This is a genomic window from Pseudomonas salomonii, from assembly GCF_900107155.1.
GTDB lineage: Bacteria > Pseudomonadota > Gammaproteobacteria > Pseudomonadales > Pseudomonadaceae > Aquipseudomonas > Aquipseudomonas salomonii.
The window spans coordinates 353,116-374,193 of record NZ_FNOX01000004.1 but is presented as its reverse complement, the minus strand read 5'-3'; the positions used below and the strand labels follow the sequence as shown (position 1 = coordinate 374,193).

The following is a 21,078-nucleotide window of genomic DNA, read 5'->3' as shown; positions in this document are numbered from 1 at the left end:
TGATTGGTGATTATTTGAACAATATCCGAGCACGCTGCCGATCGTTCCCACGCTCTGCGTGGGAATGCAGCTCGAGGACGCTTTGCGTTCGCTGTCGAAGCGTGACGCGGAGCGTCACAAGAGGCATTCCCACGCGGAGCGTGGGAACGATCCAAGCACTTACTTCTTGCTCTTGGCCTTGACGCCACGCTGGCGCTGGGCTTCGAACAGGCACACGCCGGTGGCAACCGACACGTTGAGGCTGCTGACGCTACCGGCCATCGGCAGTTTCACCAGGTAATCGCAGTGCTCGCGGGTCAGGCGACGCATGCCTTTGCCTTCGGCACCCATGATCAGGATGGTCGGGCCGGTGAGGTCCTGGTCATAAATACTGACCTCGGCCTCGCCCGCCGTGCCCACCACCCACAGGCCGCGCTGCTGGAGTTTCTCCAGCGTGCGCGCCAGGTTGGTCACGGCCACCAGCGGAATCACTTCCGCCGCGCCGCACGCGACTTTACGCACGACCGGCGTCAGGGTTGCCGACTTGTCTTTAGGCACGATCACCGCCAGCGCACCGGCCGCATCGGCCGAACGCAGGCAAGCGCCGAGGTTGTGCGGGTCGGTCACGCCGTCCAGCACCAGCAACAGCGGTGCGCCTTCGGTACGGTCGAGCAGCTCGTCGAGCATCGCTTCGCCCCACACCTGGCTCGGGCTTACGTCCGCAACCACGCCCTGGTGAACGCCTTCAACCCACACGTCCATCTCACGGCGCTCGGCCTGGCCGATAGCAACCTTGTTTTGCGTGGCCAGCTCGACCAGCGCTTGCACGCGCGGCTCGCTGCGGCCTTCGGCCAACCACACCTGCTTGACGCGTTTAGGGTGATGACGCAGCAGTGCTTCTACGGCGTGCACGCCGTAGATTTTTTCCAGACTCATGACTTGGCCTTAGGTTTGCGCGACCCGCCGCTTTTCGCGGGGGCCGAGCCCGCTTTAGGCGGGCCTTTACGGTGTTTACTCGGCTTGCTCGACGGCTTTTCCGCCCCGTGGGACTTTCCCCCAGACGCCGCTTTACCACCGCTTTTGGCTTCGCTGAGCAACTGCTGCTTCAACTCACGGCTCTTGCGCACTTCGGCGTTTTTGGCCGCAGCATCGCTCGGGCGGTAGGCCTCGGGGGCCTTTTCCTTGGTGGACGAACGACGACCGGCCTTGGCTGGCGCAGGCTCGGCGGCAGCTGCTTTCGCAGGCGCGCCCTTGCCTTTGCTGGCGGGCGCAGCAGGTTCGCTGCCACGTTTTTTACGGCCAGTCGGTGTTTCGCTCGGCTTGTCGGGCATGCCGAAATCGATCTTGCGCTCGTCGAGGTCGACGCGCATGACCTGCACTTCCACGGTGTCGCCCAAGCGGAAGCTGCGACCGGTGCGCTCGCCCGCCAGGCGGTGATGCACAGGGTCAAAGTGGTAGTAGTCACCCGGCAGCGCGGTGACGTGCACCAGGCCTTCGACGTAGATGTCGGTCAGCTCGACGAACAGGCCGAAACCCGTCACGGCGGTGATCACACCCGGGAACGACTCGCCCACGCGGTCTTTCATGAACTCGCACTTGAGCCAGTTCACTACGTCACGGGTGGCTTCGTCGGCGCGGCGCTCGCTCATCGAGCACTGCTCGCCCAGCTGTTCCAGGGCCGCTTCGTCGTACGGATAGATCCGTGCCTTCGGAATGGTCATGGCACCGGCGCGCTTGACGTGCGGGGTGTTCTGCTTGGAGTGGATCACACTGCGAATCGCCCGGTGCGTGAGCAGGTCCGGGTAACGACGAATCGGCGAAGTGAAGTGGGTGTACGCCTCGTAATTCAGGCCGAAGTGGCCCTGGTTATCAGCGCTGTACACCGCCTGGCTCAGAGAGCGCAGCATCACGGTCTGGATCACGTGGTAATCCGGACGGTCCTTGATGCTGGCCAGCAATGCCTGGTAATCCTTCGGCGTCGGGCCGTCCTTGCCTTTGTGCAGGGACAGGCCAAGCTCACCAAGGAAGGCGCGCAGTTTTTCCAGACGCTCCGGCGGCGGGCCATCGTGAACGCGGTACAGGGCAGGAATTTCGTGCTTTTTGAGGAATTCTGCGGTGGCCACGTTGGCCGCCAGCATGCATTCTTCGATCAGCTTGTGTGCATCGTTACGCGTCGTCGGCGTAATGGCCGCGATCTTGCGCTCGGAACCGAACACAATCCGGGTTTCCTGGGTTTCAAAGTCGATGGCGCCACGTACATGACGTGCGCCCAGCAACACCTTGTACAACGCATAGAGCTGCTTGAGGTGCGGCACGACGTCGGCATATTCGCCACGCAGGGCCTTGGCTTCGCTGGTCTTCGGCGCTTCCAGGATGGTGCTGACCTTGTTGTAGGTCAGGCGCGCCTGGGAGTGGATCACCGCTTCGTAGAACTGGTAGTCGGTCATTTCGCCGGTTTTGGAGATGGTCATCTCGCATACCATGGCCAAACGGTCGACTTTCGGGTTCAGGGAGCACAGGCCGTTGGACAGCTGCTCAGGCAGCATCGGGATCACGCGCTCAGGGAAGTACACGGAGTTGCCGCGCACCTGGGCTTCGTTATCCAGGGCCGAACCGATCTTCACGTAGCTGGACACGTCGGCAATCGCGACGAACAACTTCCAGCCGCCGGAGAACAGGCGCAGCTTGCCAGGCTTGGCTTCGCAATAGACCGCATCGTCGAAGTCGCGGGCATCTTCGCCGTCGATAGTGACGAACGGCAGATGGCGCAGGTCGATGCGTTTTTCTTTGTCTTTATCTTCCACTTCCGGCTTGAGCTTGGCGGCTTCCTTGAGCACAGCCTCGGGCCAGACGTGAGGAATATCGTAGGTGCGCAGCGCAACGTCGATTTCCATGCCCGGCGCCATGTAGTTGCCGACCACTTCAACAATATCGCCCTGTGGCTGGAAGCGCGCCGTTGGCCAGTGGGTGATTTTCACCTCGACGAACTGGCCTACCTTGGCGGCGCCATTGCGGCCCGGGGTGATCAGCACTTCCTGCTGGACCTTCGGGTTATCCGGCACCACAAAGCCGATGCCGCCTTCTTCGAAGTAACGACCAACGATGGACTCGTGGGCACGGGACACCACTTCGACGATCACGCCTTCACGGCGACCACGACGGTCCAGGCCGGAAACCCGCGCCAGGGCACGGTCGCCGTCGAATACCAGGCGCATTTGCGCCGGGCTCATGAACAGGTCGTCGCTGCCGTCATCCGGGATCAGGAAGCCGAAGCCATCCCGATGGCCGGCGATGCGGCCCAGGATCAAGTCGAGCTTATCCACAGGCGCATAGGTGCCACGACGGGTGTAGATCAGTTGAGCATCGCGCTCCATGGCGCGCAAACGGCGGCGCAGGGCTTCGAGCTGGTCTTCGGTGGTCAGACCGAACTCTTCAACCAGCTGCTCGCGGCTAGCAGGCGAACCACGATCGGCGAGATGCGCCAGGATCAGTTCGCGGCTAGGAATAGGGTTTTCATATTTTTCCGCTTCACGAGCGGCCTCGGGATCGAGGGACTGCCAATCGGCCATTAGAGAGTTTTCACCTTGTCTATATGCGGGTTAGTTTGGCATACGCGTATTGAAACGGGAAATTTCAGGTGTCGACAAGTGTTTAAAAGGCCTTTGCCGCGCTCGGAAAGCACCTTGCATGACCATTGGCGAAATTTTCCAGGCTTTTTTCATGGCAGGGCTTTACAGCTCAAAAGCGTCTCCGTATAGTGCGCGCCATCGACGACGGCAACGTTGTTGATGTTGCCCAGGTGGTGAAATTGGTAGACACGCCAGCTTCAGGTGCTGGTGATCGCAAGGTCGTGGAAGTTCGAGTCTTCTCCTGGGCACCAAATTCAGATCAAACCCGCGAAAGCGGGTTTTTTCGTTTCCGGGGTTTGAAAACTTCCCCAAGGATTCTCCCCTCGTCCGCACTTGAGAAGTTTTATCGTTTATCCTTGCAATGATTTGTTGCATACAAGCGAGGAACACTTCGGATGATGATCCGCGATAACCGTCTCAAGACATCCCTTCTGCGTGGCCTGACCCTCACTCTGCTCGGCTTGACCCTACTCTCGCCCACCGCCTACTCCGCCGACAAGGTTTCCCTGACCCTGTACAACGGCCAGCACAAAGAAGTCGGCGATGAACTCGCCAAGGCCTTCGAAGCCAAGACCGGCATTCACGTCAACGTGCGCAAAGGCAGCAGCAACCAGCTCGCCAGCCAGGTCGTGGAAGAAGGCGAGCGCTCCCCTGCCGATGTGATCTACACCGAAGAGTCGCCGCCGCTGAACAAACTCGGCGAGCAAGGCCTGCTGGCCAAAATTGATGCGAACACGCTGGACGTGTTGCCCAAGGAATACGTCGGCAGCAACGGTGACTGGATGGGCGTAACCGCTCGCACCCGCGTCGTGGCCTTCAACCCCAAACTGATCGCCGAAAAGGACCTGCCCAAATCGGTACTGGATTTCGCCGGCCCCGAGTGGCAAGGCAAAGTCGGCTTTGTGCCCACCAGCGGCGCATTCCAGGAGCAAGCGGTAGCAATCATCAAATTGCACGGGCGCGAAGCGGCTGAAGAATGGCTGACCGGCCTGCGCGCCTTCGGCAAGGTGTACAGCAACAACATGGTCGCCCTCAAGGCCGTGGAAAACGGCGAAGTCGCTACCGTGCTGGTGAACAACTACTACTGGTTCGCCCTGAAAAAAGAAAAAACCAACCTGGATTCGCAACTGCACTACTTCACCGATGGCGACGCCGGTGGCCTGATCACCGTGTCTTCCGCTGCCGCGCTGAAATCCAGCAAACATCCCAAAGAAGCTCAGCAGTTGCTCGCCTTCATGGCCAGCGAAGAAGGCCAGCGTGTGATCACCAACACCTCGGCCGAATACCCGCTGCGCAAAGGCATGCAATCCAATCGCGGCCTCAAGCCGTTCAGTGAGCTGCAACCGCCGAAAGTCACCCCGGCCGACCTTGGCAATGCCGAAGAAGCCCTGGACCTTGAACGTGACGTTGGCTTGAACTGATGAACCCATCGCTTTCCGCCGCCGGGTTCATACCCCGGCGCAAACGCCCGTCGATCTGGCTGCTGCTGCCCGTGCTGTTTCTGGTGGGCTTGAGCCTGCTGCCGCTGGTGTATGTCGGCACCAAGGCCTGGCAGGCGGGCTGGGCGGAGGCGGTGCACCTGCTGTGGCGGCCGTATGTATTCGGACTGCTGCGCAACACCCTGGCGTTGATGGTTGGGGTGACGGTGGCGTGCGGCGTAATCGGTCTGTCACTGGCGTGGTTACTGGAGCGCAGCAACCTGCCGGGGCGACGCATCTGGGGCGTGATCCTGTGCTTGCCGTTCGCCGTGCCTGCGTTTGTCAGCAGCTTCACCTGGGTCTCACTGAGCGCCAACTTCGAGGGCCTGGGCGGGGCAATCCTGGTGATGACCCTGTCCAAATACCCGCTGGTGTTTCTGCCGGTGGCGGCGACATTGCGCAATCTTGATCCATCCCTTGAAGAGTCGGCCCGCACGCTGGGACTGAATCGCTGGGGCGTATTTTTTCGAATTACACTGCCGTTGCTCTGGCCTTCGCTGCTGGCCGGAGCGCTGCTGATCGCGCTGCATATGCTGGTGGAATTCGGCGCGCTGTCGATCATCGGCCTGCAAACCTTTACCACCGCGATCTACCAACAGTTCGAACTGGAATTCAGCAACGCCAATGCCGCGATGCTCTCGGCGGTACTGCTGGTGATGTGCCTGACGCTGCTGTGGCTGGAGCTGCGGGTGCGCGGCAAGGGCCGGCATGTGCGCATCGGCCAGGGCGCGGCGCGGCATGCGGAACAGGTCAAGCTGGGTAAATGGTCGACCTTGGGTCAGCTGTACTGCCTGGCGCTGGCGGTCATCGGTAGCGGTATTCCGTTGGGAATGCTTGCTTATTGGCTGGCGGTGGGTTCATCGGCGGCATTCCCGGTGGCCGAAATTGGCGAGGCATTGATGTCTTCGCTGGCATTGTCCTTGGGCGGCGCTGCGCTTTGTCTGGCATTGGCTGTGCCGGTCGGCCTGCTGGTGGTGCGCTACAAAGGCCAGTTGGCGATCTGGGCTGAGCGCCTGCCCTACCTGTTGCATGCCCTGCCCGGTCTGGTGATTGCGCTGACACTGGTGTACTTCGCGCTGCACTATGTGCCCGTGCTGTATCAGACCTCGGCGCTGCTGCTGATTGCTTATGCGCTGTTGTTTCTGCCGCTCGCTCAGGCGCCGATTCGAACCGCACTGAACAAAGCTGCGCCGCAACTGGAAGAAGCTGCACGCACGCTGGGCGCTTCGTCATTCAGCGCGTTTTGCCGGGTGACCTTGCCGATTATTTTCCCGGCATTAGGGGCGGCGTTTGCGTTGGTGTTTCTGGATGCAATGAAGGAGTTGACGGCGACTTTGCTGCTCAGCCCGACGGGGTTGAATACCCTGGCGACTGCCGTGTGGGCACATACCTCGAATGTTGAGTTTGCGGCGGCGGCGCCGTATGCGGCGTTGTTGATTCTGGTGTCGGGGCTGCCGGTGTATCTGCTGACGACGCGGATGTATTTGAGCCGCTGAGACCGCTATCGCAGGCAAGCCAGCTCCCACATTCGACTGCATTCCAAAGCTGGAACTCGGTCAAATGTGGGAGCTGGCTTGCCTGCGATGAGGCCGGCGCAAACGACGCTAAGCCCGAAACTGCCCCAAGCTCGCCTTCAACTGTGCCGCCAACCCATCCAGCACCTTGCCACTGGCCGTGGTTTCCACCACCGCCTGCGCGGCACGCTCAGCCTGGGCATGGATCACCTCGACCCGCCCACGTACCGCATGCGCGCCCTGGGCTTGATGCTCGGCCGCACGCGTTGCCAGGCCAATCGCCGCATGCACTTGCTCCACCGAAGCCTGCACCGACTGCTGCAAGCGCACACTGTCGCGCAGCACCAACAACCCTTCATTCGCCTGGCGCCCGGCCTTGCCGATGGTTTCCACCGCCTCGCGTGCACCCTGTTGCAATGCCACGATATGCGCCTGGATGTCGCCGGTAGAGCTTTGGGTTTTACTCGCCAGCGCCCGCACTTCGTCTGCCACCACCGCAAAACCTCGCCCGGTCTCACCGGCACGCGCCGCTTCAATCGCCGCATTCAGGGCCAGCAAGTTGGTCTGCTCGGCAATCCCGTGGATCACCGTCAACACCACCTCGATCTGCTCGCTTTGCTGCGCCAACCGCTCGATCACTTGGGAACCGGCCTGCACTTGCCCCGCGAGCGCCTCGATCAGGCTGCCGACCTCTGCCGAGGTCCGTGAGTTTTCATCCGTGGCCTGGCGAATATCCACCACCTGCTGCAACGCCGCCTGCATCGCATGGCTTTCGGCCTGGGCCTCATCGGCCATTTGCGAAAGCGCGCGCAGGCTTTCGGCAACTTCGTCGCGCTGCAAACCGGCCGCCTTGTCAGCCCCGGCATTGCGTAAAGTCATGGCGCCGATTTCGACACCGGTGCGCTGCGCTACATCGCCCGCCTCACGCACGATCGGCTGCAACTTATCCACAAAGCGATTGACCGCCGAGGCCATGTCGCCGATTTCGTCCTTGCTGTTGATCTGCACACGCTTGGTGAGATCGCCCTCGCCCGCCGCCAGGTCGTCCATGGCGGCAATCAACAACTTCAGCCGATTGACCACACGGCGCCCCAACACGATGGCGATCAGCAGCAATACGCCGAACCCGACAATGGCGAGTCCCATACCGATGCGCCAGCGCAGCGCTCCCGCAGCGTCCTGTACGGCGCTGCTGGTGTTGGCGGTCATCTGGGTGGCGGTGGCTTGCGCCGATTGCAGGCGCGCGCCCATGGCCGCTGCGCTGTCGGCGGCGGCGCCTTTGAGGCTGTCACCGACCAACTGATCGCTGCTGGCGATCAAGGCAGCAAAGCGCTTGTCCAGCGCTGCCAGGTCGGCCTCTACCGCTTTGGTCGAGACGCCCATGCGGACTTTGCCGATCTCGGTGCCGTTGGGGCTGATCGAGGCTTCGACGTAGAATACCGAAGGATCGTTTTTAGCCGCATCCAGGACCTTATCCAAGGCTCGGTCGCCCTTGCCCTTGTCCAACAGTGCCTGGTTGATCGGGTTTTCGCGGTTGAGGTAACGGGTCAGGTGCTCGCCAGCCGCGTCGTCATACACCACGAACAACACGTTGGGATTGCGCTGGGCGCGCCGGGCGAACTCCGACAATGTCGGCACGTCGCTGTCCCACATGGCGCGGGGCGCCACCGACGCCAGCAGTTGGGCCATGTCATTGGCCGAATCCTGCAGGTCTTTTTCCAGGGTCGCACGCAGTTGCCTCTGCTCCTCTTGCAGGCGCGTGGAAAGCCCTGCGGTCAGACGCTGACGCGTGCTCGAAGACAAGCTGTCCAGGCTCGAGGTGACTTCCTTGCCGGCTTGCGCCAGCTCACCAGACAGTTTCTGGCTGTCGGCCCCCAGGCGGTTGCTTAAATCCGCTTCCAGCGCCGTCACGGTGCTTCGCGTCAGGGCAACGGCCACCAGCACTTGCACCAAAAGAGCGATACCTAGGGTAACGAACACCGGCCGCAACAGCCGGCTTTGTAACAATGAGAGAACGGCAGACACGGTAAATCCCTCCACCACGGGTGCCATTAATTTGATAGCACCGCGAAAGAAAGAACCGTAGCAAGGGTCGTGCCGATTGCCAGCCGGCCACAAAAAAGGGCTCCCGAAGGAGCCCTTTGCTTTTTACATCAACAGCTTATTAAGCGAACGGGTGACGCAGAACGATGGTCTCGTTGCGGTCCGGGCCTGTCGAAATAATGTCGATCGGCGCGCCGATCAGCTCTTCAACACGCTTGATGTAAGCACGGGCGTTGGCCGGCAGCTCTTCCAGGGTCTTGGCGCCCACGGTCGATTCGGTCCAGCCCGGCACTTCTTCGTACACAGGCTGCAGGCCGACGTAGCTGTCAGCATCGGTCGGTGCAACGTCCTTGCCGTCTGCATCTTTGTAGCCGATGCAGATATTGATGGCTTCCAGGCCATCGAGAACGTCCAGCTTGGTCAGGCAGATGCCCGAGATGCTGTTCACATCGATAGCACGGCGCAGGATAACGGCATCGAACCAGCCGCAACGACGGGCACGCCCGGTGGTGGCACCGAACTCGTGACCTTGCTTGGCCAGGTGCGCGCCGACTTCGTCGAACAGCTCAGTCGGGAACGGGCCCGAACCCACGCGCGTGGTGTAAGCCTTGGTGATGCCCAGGATGTAGTCCAGGAACATCGGGCCAACGCCCGAACCGGTCGCAACGCCGCCAGCGGTGGTGTTGGAGCTGGTCACGTACGGGTAGGTGCCGTGGTCGATGTCGAGCAACGAACCCTGGGCGCCTTCGAACATGATGTCTTTGCCGGCGCGACGCAGGTCGTGCAGCTCGGCCGTCACGTCCAGCATCAGCGGCTTGAGCAGCTCAGCATATTCCTTGCACTCAGCCAGAGTCTTTTCGAACTCGATGGCCGGCTCTTTGTAGTAACCCACCAGCATGAAGTTGTGGTAATCCACCAGTTCACGCAGCTTGTCTTCAAAGCGCGGCATGTTGAGCAGGTCGCCCACACGCAGGCCACGACGTGCAACCTTGTCTTCGTAAGCCGGGCCGATGCCGCGACCGGTTGTACCGATCTTCAGCTCGCCACGCGCCTTTTCACGGGCCTGGTCCAGCGCAACGTGGAAGGACAGGATCAGCGGGCAGGACGGGCTGATACGCAGGCGCTCGCGCACCGGTACGCCTTTCTCTTCCAGCTTGGTGATCTCACGCAACAGGGCGTCAGGTGCAACCACAACACCGTTGCCGATCAGGCACTGTACGCCTTCGCGCAGCACGCCCGACGGGATCAGGTGCAAGACGGTTTTTTCGCCATCGATGACCAGGGTGTGGCCAGCGTTGTGGCCACCTTGGTAGCGCACTACGGCGGCAGCATGTTCGGTCAGCAGATCAACGATCTTGCCTTTGCCCTCATCACCCCATTGGGTGCCCAGGACTACGACATTCTTACCCATAACACTTGTCCTCATTCGCGCAAACTTGGTGCCGGCGATGGCCGGCAGGAAAACTCAAGAAGCCAGTGGCGATACTTGCCAAAGCCCGTTCTGCAGAATCAATTGCCGGTCGCAGTCCGCTTCACGGGCGGCGGCCAATGGCTGCCCAGGCAAAGCCTGGACGACACGCTGACCCTCACTGCGCAACTGGCAAACCTGCTGCCAGAGTGCTGCGTCCGTACTGTCGGGCATCCAGATGCCACCAGACGGCAGCTCGACCTCAGCACGCCCCAGGGTCACCAGGGTTTTCAAATCGGTAGAAAAGCCAGTCGCCGGACGGGCGCGACCGAAGTCGGCGCCGATATCGTCATAACGACCGCCTTGGGCGATGGCCTGGCCAACACCCGGTACAAAGACGGCGAACACCACACCGGTGTGGTAGTGGTAGCCGCGCAACTCACCCAGGTCGAAATACAGCGGCAACTCGGGGAAGCGCGCCGACAATTGCTCGGCAATCGCGAATACATCATCCAGCGCAGCCAGGACCGGCGCCGGCGCATTGGCCAGGCGCTCACGGGCAGCCACCAGCACTTCACGGCCGCCGCACAGGTTAACCAGTGCACGCAGCATGTCGGCCAGGTCCGCAGGCACGCCTGCGGTCAGAGCGATCACTTCATCGATCGCCTTGCGCTGCAAGGCATCGAACAACTGTTGCTCCACTTCACCGGACAAGCCGGCCGCACGGGCCAGGCCACGGTAGATACCGACGTGACCCAGGTCCATGTGCACATCCGGCACGTCGGCCAGTTGCAGCATAGCCAGCATCAGGCTGATCACTTCAACGTCGCTGCTCGGGCTGGCATCACCGTACAACTCGGCGCCCAACTGGATCGGGCTGCGCGACGACGACAACGCACGCGGCTGAGCATGCAGCACGCTGCCGGCGTAGCACAGGCGGCTCGGGCCTTCACGGCGCAGGGTGTGCGCATCGATGCGCGCCACTTGCGGCGTGATGTCGGCACGGAACCCCATTTGCCGCCCCGATTGCGGGTCGATGACCTTGAAGGTGCGCAGATCCAGGTCCTGGCCCGCGCCGGTCAGCAGGGATTCCAGGTACTCGATATGGGGGGTCACGACAAACTCGTAACCCCAGCTCTGGAACAGATCCAACACCTGGCGACGCGCTACTTCAATGCGCGCAGCCTCTGGTGGCAGTACTTCTTCGATGCCATCTGGCAGCAGCCAGCGGTCTACCGTTGCCATTACGCCATTCCCCTATGATCCGGGCGGCCAGCCCTCGGCCGAGCCTTGAGTGAAGCAGAAAATACCCACGCTTTGCATAATCCACGCGCAAGAGCGACGTGACGAACGGCCTGCCAGCGGCCTCGTCGGGCACTTTCCTCGAAAAACCTGTGGCGCCTGCCGAAACAAACATGCAGACGCAAAAAAGCCGGGAATTTCCCGGCTGCCGCATCATACACCCGTTTTCTGAAAGGATCACCCCGCCAGGCATTTTAGCCGCCCGACGGAGTGCGCCCTAAAGTCACAGGCTTGGTTACTTGGACTTTTCCAGGTAGCGGAAGAAGTCGCTGCTTGGGTCCAGCACCATGACGTCGGTTTTGTTCGCGAAGCTTTCACGGTAGGCACGCAGGCTACGGTAGAACGCGTAGAACTCCTGGTCCTGGCCGTAAGCCTTGGCGTAGATCGCCGCAGCCTGGGCGTCGCCGTCACCACGTGCCTCTTCAGACTCGCGATAAGCCTCTGCCAGCAGTACACGGCGCTGACGGTCGGCATCCGCACGGATACCTTCAGCCAACTCGTTACCTTTGGCGCGATGCTCACGGGCTTCACGCTCACGCTCGGTGCTCATGCGCTCGAACACGCTGCGGTTCACTTCCTTCGGCAGGTCGATGGCCTTGACCCGAACATCGACTACTTCGATGCCCAGCTCTTTCTCTGCCATCGTGTTCAGCGAACGGGTGATGTCAGCCATCAGCGCATCACGTTCACCGGATACCACCTCGTGCAGGGTGCGTTTACCAAACTGGTCACGCAGGCCCGATTCCAGACGGCGCGACAAACGCTCATCGGCAATCTGCTTGAGGCCGGAGGTCGCGGTGTAGAAGCGCTCGGCATCCTTGACGCGCCACTTGGCGTAGGCGTCAACCATCACGGCTTTCTTTTCCAGGGTCAGGAAGCGTTGTGTCGGTGCATCCAGGGTCATCAGGCGGCCGTCGAACTTGCGCACCTGGTTCACGTAGGGGACTTTCACATGCAGGCCCGGCTGGACATCCGCCTGCACCACACGACCGAATTGCAGCAACACCGCGCGCTCGGTCTGAGACACGATGTAGAAGCAGTTCCAGGCAGCGATGACCACGACGACGCCCACAATCAGGGCGGTCAGCGATTTATTGCTCATCAACGACTCTCCCTGGTACGTGTTTGCTGTTGCAGCAAGTCAGCGGCCGCACGGGCGCTCGCTTCGTTGGCAGCGGCATTCGAGCTGCTCGACGGTGCGCTGGTGCCGCTACGACCACCTTCGATCATCTTGTCCAGCGGCAGGTAAAGCAGGTTGTTCTGCCCACCTTTGCTGCCGGTCACGAGAACCTTGCTGGTGTTGCTGAAGACTTCCTGCATGGTGTCCAGGTACAAACGCTCACGCGTGACTTCCGGAGCCTTGCGGTACTCGGCAACCAGTTTGGTAAAGCGGTCCGCCTCACCCTTGGCGCGGGAGACCACTTCGTCGCGGTAACCGTTGGCATCTTCAAGGATGCGCTGGGCCTGACCACGGGCTTCCGGTACGACACCGTTGGCGTAGGTTTCAGCCTGGTTGCGCGAACGCTGCTCGTCTTCACGGGCGCGGATCACGTCATCAAAGGCTTCCTGCACTTCGCGCGGTGCCGCTGCGCTCTGTACGTTCACCTGAGTCACCGTGATGCCGGTGCGATAGGTATCGAGGAACCGTTGCAGGCGCTCCTTGATTTCGCTGGCCATCAATTCACGACCTTCGGTCAGCACCTGGTCCATGGCGGTGGAACCCACCACGTGGCGCAGGGCGCTTTCGGTTGCGTGTTGCAGGCTGATTTCCGGCTGATCAACGTTCAGCACGAAGTCCTGCAGGTTGCTGATCTTGTACTGCACGGTCAGCGGCACTTCGACGATGTTCTCGTCTTCGGTCAGCATCTGGCCCTGCTTGGTGTAGGCACGCTCACGCGTGACGTTCTCCATGTACTTCTTGTCGATCGGCGGGAAATAGATGTTCAGGCCTGGCCCGACAGTCTCGTAGTACTTGCCGAAGCGCAGCACCACGGCTTGCTCCTGCTCGTCGACTACGTACACAGCGCTGTACAGCCACACGGCTGCGAGCACGACAAGCCCGAGGCCCAGCAGGCCATAGCCGCCGCCCTTGCTTGTGCGACCGCCGTCGTCACCGCCACCACGTTTTTTTCCACCACCGAACAACCCATTCAGGCTTTCCTGCAGCTTTCGGAAGGCCTCGTCGAGATCTGGTGGCCCCTTGCGGTCGCCATTATTGCGGCGTTTACCACCCCAAGGATCCTGATTATTCGAGTTGCCACCCGGCTCATTCCAAGCCATAGCGCTCTCCATCTGATAAAGCAAAGACGCACCCACGGCGCGCCGACCAATGCTACAGAATGCCTGCTACTGCGGCACAACCGCTTTCGGAGGCTTTTATTGCAAAGTGTGTTGTTCGATGAACTCTGTCGGTACCACACCTTCACGGCTGACCAGCCGATTCAGCTCCGAGCGCGGCAATCGAACGGCCAGCAAGCTGACACCTTCTTCGTCGTATTCTTCTTTCTGTACGGCGCCCAGTTCGAAAAACTGTGCACGCAGTCGAGCAAAACGTTGCGGCAAGCGCAAGGTGCCGACAAACAAATCACTGCCCAGCAACTCGGCAATCGCCTGTTCAAGCAACTCCAGGCCACTGCCATCGCGTGCCGACAGCCAAACCCGCTGGGGCTTGCCGTCTTCATCGCGCTGGATTTGCGGCTCGACACCCTCAAGCAAATCGAGTTTGTTATAGACCTCGAGGATCGGCAAGTCTTGTGCACCAATCTCGCCCAGCACCACCATCACCTGCTCGATCTGCAACATGCGATCCGGTTCGGCCGCATCGATCACGTGCAACAGCAGGTCGGAATTGCTCGACTCTTCGAGCGTAGACCGAAATGCTTCGACCAGCTTGTGGGGCAGATGACGAATGAAACCTACGGTGTCGGCCAGGACAATCGGCCCCAGGTCGTCGATGTCCAGACGGCGCAAGGTCGGGTCGAGGGTGGCGAACAGTTGGTCGGCCGCGTACACGTCCGATTTCGTCACGTTGTTGAACAGCGTGGATTTGCCGGCGTTGGTATAGCCCACCAGAGACACGGTAGGGATATCGGCACGCGAGCGACCACGGCGTGATTGTTCGCGCTGGCTGCGTACTTTTTCCAGGCGGCCCTTGATCTGGCGCAGGCGCACCCGCAGCAGACGACGGTCGGTTTCCAGCTGGGTTTCACCCGGGCCGCGCATGCCGATGCCACCACCCTGACGTTCAAGGTGAGTCCAGCCACGCACCAGCCGGGTGCTCATGTGGTCAAGCTGGGCCAGTTCTACCTGGAGCTTGCCTTCATGGGTACGGGCGCGTTGGGCGAAGATATCGAGAATCAGACCGGTGCGGTCGATCACGCGACACTCGAAAACACGTTCGAGGTTACGTTCCTGACTGGGCGTGAGGGTGTGATTGAAGATCACCAGATCGGCTTCTTCGGCGTGAACCAGGTCGCGCAGTTCCTCGACCTTGCCGCTGCCAATCAGGTATTTGGCGGTTGGCCGATGACGCGGTACGTTAAAAAACGCAACGGTCTCGGCGCCGGCCGAATTTGCCAACTCCTGAAACTCCTGCGGATCTTCGCGCGCCTCAGGGTCCTGTCCATCCAAGTGAACGAGGATTACTCGCTCACCACCACCGTGGCGCTCAAAGAACAAAGGAGACTCCTATCAGGCGTTACCTGGCTCAGCGTCACCCTGTTCATCACCTGCTGCGCTAGGCAGACGGATTGGACGAACTGGAACGACTGTCGAGATAGCGTGCTTGTAAACCATCTGGCTGACGGTGTTTTTCAGCAGGATCACGAACTGGTCGAACGACTCGATCGTGCCTTGCAGCTTGATACCGTTGACCAGGTAGATGGAAACCCCAACTTTCTCTTTACGTAAAGTATTCAAGTAAGGGTCTTGTAGCGAATGCCCTTTTGACATGTGCCGCACTCCTTTAAGGATCAATAATAAAATTCGGAAAATAGATAGCTCATGGCCGTCACACCCCCAAGGATAGACGGCAATTGCAAGGACTCAGCTCAATATGGAGACCGATCCCAAGTATTTCAAGGCGCGTGACAGATTGTCGCTGTCCAGGCTGTCCAACCAGTGCAAATCGCTCCAGCTGCGCAGCCAGGTGAACTGGCGCTTCGCCAATTGGCGCGTGGCAATGATGCCGCGTTCCTGCATTTCGGCTGACGTCAGCTTGCCATCCAGGTGTTCCCAGACTTGGCGATAGCCTACAGCACGCATCGAAGGCAACCCGGCATGCAGGTCACCTCTGGAACGCAGTGCTACGACCTCGTCCACAAACCCCTGTTCCAACATAATTGTGAATCTTTGTGCAATTCGTTCATGCAACACCTGGCGATTTGCCGGAGCAATGGCCAGATTCGCCACAGTATAGGGCAATTGTGACTGTCCAGATGCGCCTGCATCAGCACTTTGCGCAGTTTGTTTCAGCCTGTGTTCAGTCATGGTCTGGCCGCTCACCCGCCAGACTTCCAGGGCGCGACTGAGGCGCTGGGGGTCATTGGGGTGAATGCGCGCAGCGGAAACCGGGTCGACTGCCGCCAACTGGTCGTGCAAGGCCTGCCATCCAAGGCGTGCAGCCTCTTCTTCGATTTCGCCGCGCACCTGGGCGTCGGCCGCCGGCATATCCGCCAAGCCTTCCTGCAAAGCCTTGTAATAGAGCATCGTACCGCCCACCAGCAGCGGAATATTGCCCCGCGCAGTGATTTCGGCCATGGCGGCCAGGGCATCGGTACGGAAATCGGCGGCGCAATAGCTCTCGGCCGGGTCAATAATGTCGATCAACCGGTGCGGATACTGTGCCAACAGTTCTTTTGAAGGCTTGGCCGTACCGATGTCCATGTCCCGGTAAACCAGGGCAGAGTCGACACTGATCAGCTCGCAGGGCAGCACCTTGGTCAGCTCGATGGCCAGGTCGGTCTTGCCGGCGGCCGTAGGGCCCATCAGGAAGATGGCGGGGGGCAAGGCGCTCATCAACGGCCGCGCAAGAACAGTTTGTCCAAGTCGTCCAGGCCCATTTGGGTCCAGGTCGGTCGGCCATGGTTACATTGCCCGCTGCGCTCGGTGTTCTCCATGTCGCGCAGCAAACCGTTCATTTCCGGCAGCGCCAGGCGGCGGTTGGCGCGGATTGCACCGTGGCAGGCCATGGTCCCGAGCAGTTCGTTGATATGTGCCTGGATGCGGTCGCTGGTGCCATATTCCATCAAGTCGGCCAGTACGTCGGCGACCAGGCGGTTGGCTTCGGCTTGCTTGAGCAGCGCGGGAATCTGGCGAATAGCCAGGGTTTCCGGGCCCAGGCGTTGCAGTTCGAAGCCGAGCTTCTGGAATACGCTGTGGTGTTCTTCGGCGCAATCGGCCTCACGCTGGCTGACCGCCAGGGATTCCGGCACCAACAACGGCTGGCCGCTCAGACCTTCACTGGCCATGGCGATCTTCAAGCGCTCGTACATGATCCGCTCGTGAGCGGCGTGCATGTCTACCAGCACCAGGCCGTGGGCGTTTTCGGACAGGATGTAAATGCCCTTGAGCTGAGCCAGCGCATAACCCAAGGGCGGAATATCACCGCCGCCCTCTGGCAACGCCACAGCGCCCGGTTCGGCACCCGGCAGCGGGGCAAAAAACTCGCGATAAGCGGCCTGGGCCTCGGCCACCGGCACTGTCGATTGCGGGCGTGGCGTGTATTGGTACTGGTAACCCGCGCCCGAACCGGAACCCGGCGCCGTATAGGAAGGCTGCGGCTGCGGCGATTGCAGCAGGTTGGCCGCCAGGCTCATTTCGCCCTGAGGGCCGAACTCGCCGGCCTCCGGACCGCTCGGCCTTACCACCGCCGTCACGATCGGCGCAGACAGTTGATCATCCGGGCGTACATCGCCCAAGGCGCGGTGCAGCGTGCCATAGAGGAAGTCATGCACCATGCGCCCGTCGCGGAAGCGCACTTCGTGCTTGGTCGGGTGCACGTTGACGTCGACCACCGACGGGTCGACTTCAAAGAACAGCACAAACGTCGGGTGCCGCCCATTGAACAGCACATCGCGATACGCCTGGCGCACTGCGTGGGCCACCAGTTTGTCGCGTACCGCGCGGCCATTCACGAAGAAGTACTGCAAGTCCGCCTGGCTGCGGGAGAAGGTCGGCAAACCCACCCAGCCCCACAGGCGCAAGCCATTGCGCTCGATTTCAATCGGCAGCGCCTGTTCCAGGAAGCCCGCTCCGCAAATAGCCGAAACCCGCCGAGCGCGCGCAGCGTCATCGTGGGCTTCGTGCAGGCTGAGGATGGTTTTGCCGTTGTGGCGCAAATGGAACGCCACATCAAAGCGCGCCAAGGCCAGGCGCTTGATGACTTCTTGCAGGTGATCGAATTCGGTTTTTTCGGCCTTGAGGAATTTGCGTCGCGCCGGCGTGTTGAAAAACAGGTCGCGAACTTCAACCGACGTGCCTACCGGGTGCGCCGCCGGCTGCACACGAGGCGCCATGTCACGACCTTCGGTTTCCACCTGCCAGGCCTGCTCGGCGCTGCGGGTGCGCGAAGTCAGGGTAAGGCGCGCTACGGAGCTGATGGAGGCCAATGCCTCACCGCGAAAACCCAGGCTCATCACCCGCTCGAGGTCTTCAAGGTCGCGAATCTTGCTGGTGGCGTGACGCGCCAGCGCCAGCGGCAGGTCATCCGAAGAAATACCGCTGCCGTCGTCACGCACCCGCAGCAGCTTGACGCCGCCCTGCTCCACGTCGACATCAATGCGCTTGGCACCGGAGTCGATGCTGTTTTCCAGCAACTCCTTGATCACCGACGCCGGGCGCTCAACCACCTCACCTGCCGCAATCTGGTTGGCGAGGCGCGGGCTGAGCAGTTCGATACGCGAGCCGCTGTTCAATAAGGATTCGCTCATTACTGCGCCGCCAATTCAGTGCCAGGGATGGTCAACACCTGGCCCACTTTCAACTCATCGGTCTTCAGGTTATTGGCGCTGCGCAAGGTCGCGGCCGAAACCTGGAAACGCACGGCCAGCATGGCCAGGGTGTCGCCGGGCTGCACGCGATGGTCACGCGGGCCCTGGGCGATTTTGCCGGAATCACGCAGCCAGGCAATGTAGGTGCCCGGCGGCGGGTTCTGCTGGAAGAACTGGCGAATACCGGCGCTGATCGAACGCGCCAGCGCCTGCTGGTGGCTGGCGCTGGCCAGCTTCGAGGCTTCGTTGGAGTTGGAAATAAACCCGGTTTCCACCAGGATCGACGGGATATCCGGCGACTTCAACACCATAAACCCGGCCTGCTCCACGCGTTGCTTGTGCAGGGACGTCACGCGGCCAATATTGCTGAGGACTTTTTGGCCGACGTTCAAGCTGGACGTCAACGAAGCGGTCATCGACAGGTCGAGCAGTACACCGGCGAGCATTTTGTCCTTGTCGTCGAGGGACACGTTGCCGGCCCCGCCGATCAAGTCGGAACGGTTTTCACTGTCGGCCAGCCAGCGTGCGGTTTCGGACGTAGCGCCACGATCGGACAAGGCAAACACCGAGGCACCGAAGGCCGCTGCCGACGGTGCGGCGTCGGCGTGGATCGACACAAACAGGTCGGCGCCCTTCTTGCGGGCGATTTCGGTACGGCCACGCAGCGGGATGAAGTAGTCACCGGTACGGGTCAGCTCGGCGCGGTAGCCTTTCATGCCATTGACCTGGCGCTGCAGTTCACGGGCGATAGCCAGTACCACGTCTTTTTCATGCTGGCCGCGCGAGCCGGAGGCGCCCGGGTCTTCGCCGCCGTGACCGGCGTCGATCACCACGATAATGTCGCGCTTGCCCGCAGGCGCAGGTGGCGGCGGCGGCAATTTGACCTGCGGCTGCGACGGGTTGACCGGCACGGCCGGCACGGTCGCAACACTTGGCGGCGGCGCTGGCGGCGGGTTGGCATCGGCGGCGTTGTCGAAAAGGTCGACCACCAACCGATTGCCGTATTGGGCGTTAGGTGCCAGTACAAAGCTTTTCGGGGTCACGGCCTTCTTCAGGTCGATGACCACGCGCAGGTCCGTCGGCGTGCGCTGGGCCGAGCGCATCGAGGTGATCGGGGTATTAGCGGTGGATACTTTCAGCGGCGCGCCCAGGGTGGCGCCGTTGATGTCGATCACCAGGCGATCGGGCGCCGTCAGGGTAAAGACACTGTGCTGGACCGGGCCAGACAGGTCGAACACCAGTCGCGTGTTATCCGGCGCTCGCCACAGGCGAACACTTTTCACCTGTGAAGCAGCCAGAGCATTGAAAGTCATTGCCGCAAGCAACACCCCTACGACAGCAACCATCGCGCGAAAGCGCATACCTAACCCCACCAATTTTATTTGAATTCCAATGCCAGGGCCGCGCACCAAGACTGGCCTCGCGCACTCTGGGGCAACAACTTCAGCTGACGTCCATGCTCATGCGGCGTAATGGTAATGGTCAGGTCCGGCTTTGGCAAAAAGCCTGTGCCTTTATCTGGCCACTCGATCAGGCACAGTGCATCTTCATCGAAGTAATCACGGATGCCCATGTACTCCAGTTCTTCGGGATCGACCAGCCGATACAGGTCAAAGTGAAAGGCGCGAACTGCACCGATCTCGTAGGGCTCGACCAAGGTGAACGTCGGGCTCTTTACCGCGCCTGTGTGGCCCAGCCCACGAATAATCCCCCGCGACAGCGTGGTTTTGCCCGCGCCCAGGTCGCCCTCAAGGAAAATCAGCCCCACGCCGGCCGTAACCTGTGCAATACGCTGACCCAACGCGACCATGGCGTCTTCATCAGCCAGAAAAAGGCTTACTTCAGGCACGGCGACTGCTCCTCCAGCAATTGACGAATGGCAGGTATCAGGTCGCTGGCGGCCAGGCCGCGACCATAAGTGCCTTGGCGATCCCCTGCCGTAGCGTGTAACCACACGGCCAGGCAACTTGCCTCATAGGCAGGCATGCCTTGGGCCAGCAAGGCGCCCACCAAGCCGCTCAGCACATCCCCCAAACCGGCCGTCGCCATTGCTGGATGGCCTTGGTCACAGCGCGAAACACGGCCGTCCGGGCTGGCAATCAAACTGCCAGCACCCTTGAGGATAGCCACTGCATTGAATGTCTGGCTTAAAGCGCGCGCCACGTTAAGGCGGTCGGCCTGAACCTCGGCTGTCGTGATGCCCATCAACCGCGCCGCCTCACCGGGATGCGGCGTGATTACGCTGTTGGCCGGCAGGTTTACACCGCCTGCGGCCAGCTGGTTCAAGGCATCGGCATCCCAGACCTGCGGCTGCCGGGCGTTGGCGGCAACCGACAGCAGGCTTTTGCCCCAGGACGCTGCGCCCAGGCCGGGACCGATAACGATCACCGACATTTTTTCCAGCAACCCCATCAACTGGTTGGCCGAACTCACGCCGACGGTCATCACCTCCGGCAAGCGCGCCAGTGCGGCTGGCACGTGCTCAGGGCGAGTCGCCAGCGAGACCATGCCGGCGCCACTGCGCAAAGCGCTTTCGGCACTCAACAGCGCAGCACCGCCAAAGCCATGGTCGCCGCCGATGACCAGCAGGTGGCCGAACTGGCCTTTATGGGCGTCCGGGGAACGTGCAGCCAGTTGCGGCAAGTGGCCGTGCAACAGCGGCTGTACGTCGGTAATTGTGTGTTTTGTCTGCGGCATGCGTCTTCAAGCTCCGATGTCTGGCAGAATTATACGCAT

At 61.1% G+C, this 21,078-nt stretch carries 16 protein-coding genes and 1 tRNA gene; 3 read left to right on the top strand and 14 right to left on the bottom strand.

Annotated features, from left to right (window positions below):
* Window positions 1-159 precede the first annotated feature (159 nt).
* Window positions 160-915: a 23S rRNA (guanosine(2251)-2'-O)-methyltransferase RlmB gene (gene rlmB / locus BLV67_RS11700; RefSeq protein ID WP_058422435.1), complete on the bottom strand. Its 756-nt coding sequence runs from the start codon at window positions 913-915 to the stop codon at window positions 160-162.
* Window positions 912-3,548 carry a ribonuclease R gene (gene rnr, locus BLV67_RS11695; protein WP_065930672.1) on the bottom strand — a complete coding sequence of 879 codons (2,637 nt, stop codon included), beginning with the start codon at window positions 3,546-3,548 and terminating at the stop codon, window positions 912-914. The genes rlmB and rnr overlap by 4 nt, the downstream gene beginning before the upstream one ends.
* Window positions 3,549-3,772: 224 nt before the next feature.
* On the opposite strand from rnr, the gene BLV67_RS11690 reads away from it, so the two are divergent.
* The 3 genes from BLV67_RS11690 (at window position 3,773) to BLV67_RS11680 (ending at window position 6,582) form a co-directional block, all read left to right on the top strand.
* Window positions 3,773-3,859, top strand: a tRNA-Leu gene (locus BLV67_RS11690).
* Between the two features lie 144 nt (window positions 3,860-4,003).
* Entirely contained in the window at window positions 4,004-5,029 is a 1,026-nt protein-coding gene (locus BLV67_RS11685) for an extracellular solute-binding protein (protein WP_065930673.1), read from the top strand.
* Window positions 5,029-6,582 carry an ABC transporter permease gene (locus BLV67_RS11680; protein ID WP_065930674.1) on the top strand — a complete coding sequence of 518 codons (1,554 nt, stop codon included), beginning with the start codon at window positions 5,029-5,031 and terminating at the stop codon, window positions 6,580-6,582. The genes BLV67_RS11685 and BLV67_RS11680 overlap by 1 nt, the downstream gene beginning before the upstream one ends.
* Window positions 6,583-6,690: 108 nt before the next feature.
* Here BLV67_RS11680 and BLV67_RS11675 read toward each other — a convergent pair whose 3' ends face one another.
* The 12 genes from BLV67_RS11675 to BLV67_RS11620 form a co-directional block, all read right to left on the bottom strand.
* Window positions 6,691-8,625: a methyl-accepting chemotaxis protein gene (locus BLV67_RS11675; RefSeq protein WP_069786850.1), complete on the bottom strand. Its 1,935-nt coding sequence runs from the start codon at window positions 8,623-8,625 to the stop codon at window positions 6,691-6,693.
* Window positions 8,626-8,764: 139 nt separating this feature from the next.
* The gene (locus tag BLV67_RS11670) at window positions 8,765-10,054 is read right to left on the bottom strand and encodes an adenylosuccinate synthase (protein ID WP_065930676.1); all 1,290 of its coding nucleotides are present in this window, start codon (window positions 10,052-10,054) and stop codon (window positions 8,765-8,767) included.
* A gap of 54 nt (window positions 10,055-10,108) precedes the next feature.
* Window positions 10,109-11,296, bottom strand: a complete 1,188-nt coding sequence (locus BLV67_RS11665; protein ID WP_017138459.1) for an ATP phosphoribosyltransferase regulatory subunit — start codon at window positions 11,294-11,296, stop codon at window positions 10,109-10,111.
* A 292-nt stretch (window positions 11,297-11,588) separates the two neighbouring features.
* Window positions 11,589-12,455: a protease modulator HflC gene (gene hflC / locus BLV67_RS11660; RefSeq protein ID WP_017138460.1), complete on the bottom strand. Its 867-nt coding sequence runs from the start codon at window positions 12,453-12,455 to the stop codon at window positions 11,589-11,591.
* Window positions 12,455-13,633, bottom strand: a complete 1,179-nt coding sequence (gene hflK, locus BLV67_RS11655; RefSeq protein WP_017138461.1) for an FtsH protease activity modulator HflK — start codon at window positions 13,631-13,633, stop codon at window positions 12,455-12,457. Before hflK ends, hflC begins: the two co-directional genes overlap by 1 nt.
* A 96-nt stretch (window positions 13,634-13,729) precedes the next feature.
* On the bottom strand, window positions 13,730-15,031 hold the full coding sequence (gene hflX, locus BLV67_RS11650; protein ID WP_017138462.1) for a ribosome rescue GTPase HflX: 1,302 nt from the start codon (window positions 15,029-15,031) through the stop codon (window positions 13,730-13,732).
* A gap of 12 nt (window positions 15,032-15,043) precedes the next feature.
* On the bottom strand, window positions 15,044-15,304 hold the full coding sequence (gene hfq, locus BLV67_RS11645; protein ID WP_003188059.1) for an RNA chaperone Hfq: 261 nt from the start codon (window positions 15,302-15,304) through the stop codon (window positions 15,044-15,046).
* Between the two features lie 93 nt (window positions 15,305-15,397).
* A complete protein-coding gene (gene miaA / locus BLV67_RS11640) occupies window positions 15,398-16,369 on the bottom strand; it encodes a tRNA (adenosine(37)-N6)-dimethylallyltransferase MiaA (protein ID WP_065930677.1) in 972 nt (323 codons plus the stop codon).
* Window positions 16,369-18,282 (bottom strand): DNA mismatch repair endonuclease MutL, encoded by a 1,914-nt coding sequence (gene mutL, locus BLV67_RS11635; protein ID WP_058422430.1) that lies wholly within the window; start codon window positions 18,280-18,282, stop codon window positions 16,369-16,371. The genes miaA and mutL overlap by 1 nt, the downstream gene beginning before the upstream one ends.
* Window positions 18,282-19,703, bottom strand: a complete 1,422-nt coding sequence (locus tag BLV67_RS11630) for an N-acetylmuramoyl-L-alanine amidase (RefSeq protein ID WP_056860529.1) — start codon at window positions 19,701-19,703, stop codon at window positions 18,282-18,284. The genes mutL and BLV67_RS11630 overlap by 1 nt, the downstream gene beginning before the upstream one ends.
* A 17-nt stretch (window positions 19,704-19,720) precedes the next feature.
* The gene (gene tsaE, locus BLV67_RS11625; protein WP_069786849.1) at window positions 19,721-20,191 is read right to left on the bottom strand and encodes a tRNA (adenosine(37)-N6)-threonylcarbamoyltransferase complex ATPase subunit type 1 TsaE; all 471 of its coding nucleotides are present in this window, start codon (window positions 20,189-20,191) and stop codon (window positions 19,721-19,723) included.
* Window positions 20,179-21,039, bottom strand: a complete 861-nt coding sequence (locus BLV67_RS11620; RefSeq protein WP_069786848.1) for an NAD(P)H-hydrate dehydratase — start codon at window positions 21,037-21,039, stop codon at window positions 20,179-20,181. The genes tsaE and BLV67_RS11620 overlap by 13 nt, the downstream gene beginning before the upstream one ends.
* Window positions 21,040-21,078 lie beyond the last annotated feature (39 nt).

What these genes read in the sequence shown, in the direction of transcription:
- BLV67_RS11680 (WP_065930674.1), top strand. Translation starts at nt 5,029, where the DNA reads ATGAACCCATCGCTTTCCGCCGCCGGGTTCATACCCCGGCGCAAACGC.
- hfq (WP_003188059.1), bottom strand. Translation starts at nt 15,304, where the DNA reads ATGTCAAAAGGGCATTCGCTACAAGACCCTTACTTGAATACTTTACGT.
- rnr (WP_065930672.1), bottom strand. Translation starts at nt 3,548, where the DNA reads ATGGCCGATTGGCAGTCCCTCGATCCCGAGGCCGCTCGTGAAGCGGAA.
- hflK (WP_017138461.1), bottom strand. Translation starts at nt 13,633, where the DNA reads ATGGCTTGGAATGAGCCGGGTGGCAACTCGAATAATCAGGATCCTTGG.
- BLV67_RS11685 (WP_065930673.1), top strand. Translation starts at nt 4,004, where the DNA reads ATGATGATCCGCGATAACCGTCTCAAGACATCCCTTCTGCGTGGCCTG.
- miaA (WP_065930677.1), bottom strand. Translation starts at nt 16,369, where the DNA reads ATGAGCGCCTTGCCCCCCGCCATCTTCCTGATGGGCCCTACGGCCGCC.
- hflC (WP_017138460.1), bottom strand. Translation starts at nt 12,455, where the DNA reads ATGAGCAATAAATCGCTGACCGCCCTGATTGTGGGCGTCGTCGTGGTC.
- BLV67_RS11670 (WP_065930676.1), bottom strand. Translation starts at nt 10,054, where the DNA reads ATGGGTAAGAATGTCGTAGTCCTGGGCACCCAATGGGGTGATGAGGGC.
- mutL (WP_058422430.1), bottom strand. Translation starts at nt 18,282, where the DNA reads ATGAGCGAATCCTTATTGAACAGCGGCTCGCGTATCGAACTGCTCAGC.
- rlmB (WP_058422435.1), bottom strand. Translation starts at nt 915, where the DNA reads ATGAGTCTGGAAAAAATCTACGGCGTGCACGCCGTAGAAGCACTGCTG.
- BLV67_RS11630 (WP_056860529.1), bottom strand. Translation starts at nt 19,703, where the DNA reads ATGCGCTTTCGCGCGATGGTTGCTGTCGTAGGGGTGTTGCTTGCGGCA.
- BLV67_RS11665 (WP_017138459.1), bottom strand. Translation starts at nt 11,296, where the DNA reads ATGGCAACGGTAGACCGCTGGCTGCTGCCAGATGGCATCGAAGAAGTA.
- BLV67_RS11620 (WP_069786848.1), bottom strand. Translation starts at nt 21,039, where the DNA reads ATGCCGCAGACAAAACACACAATTACCGACGTACAGCCGCTGTTGCAC.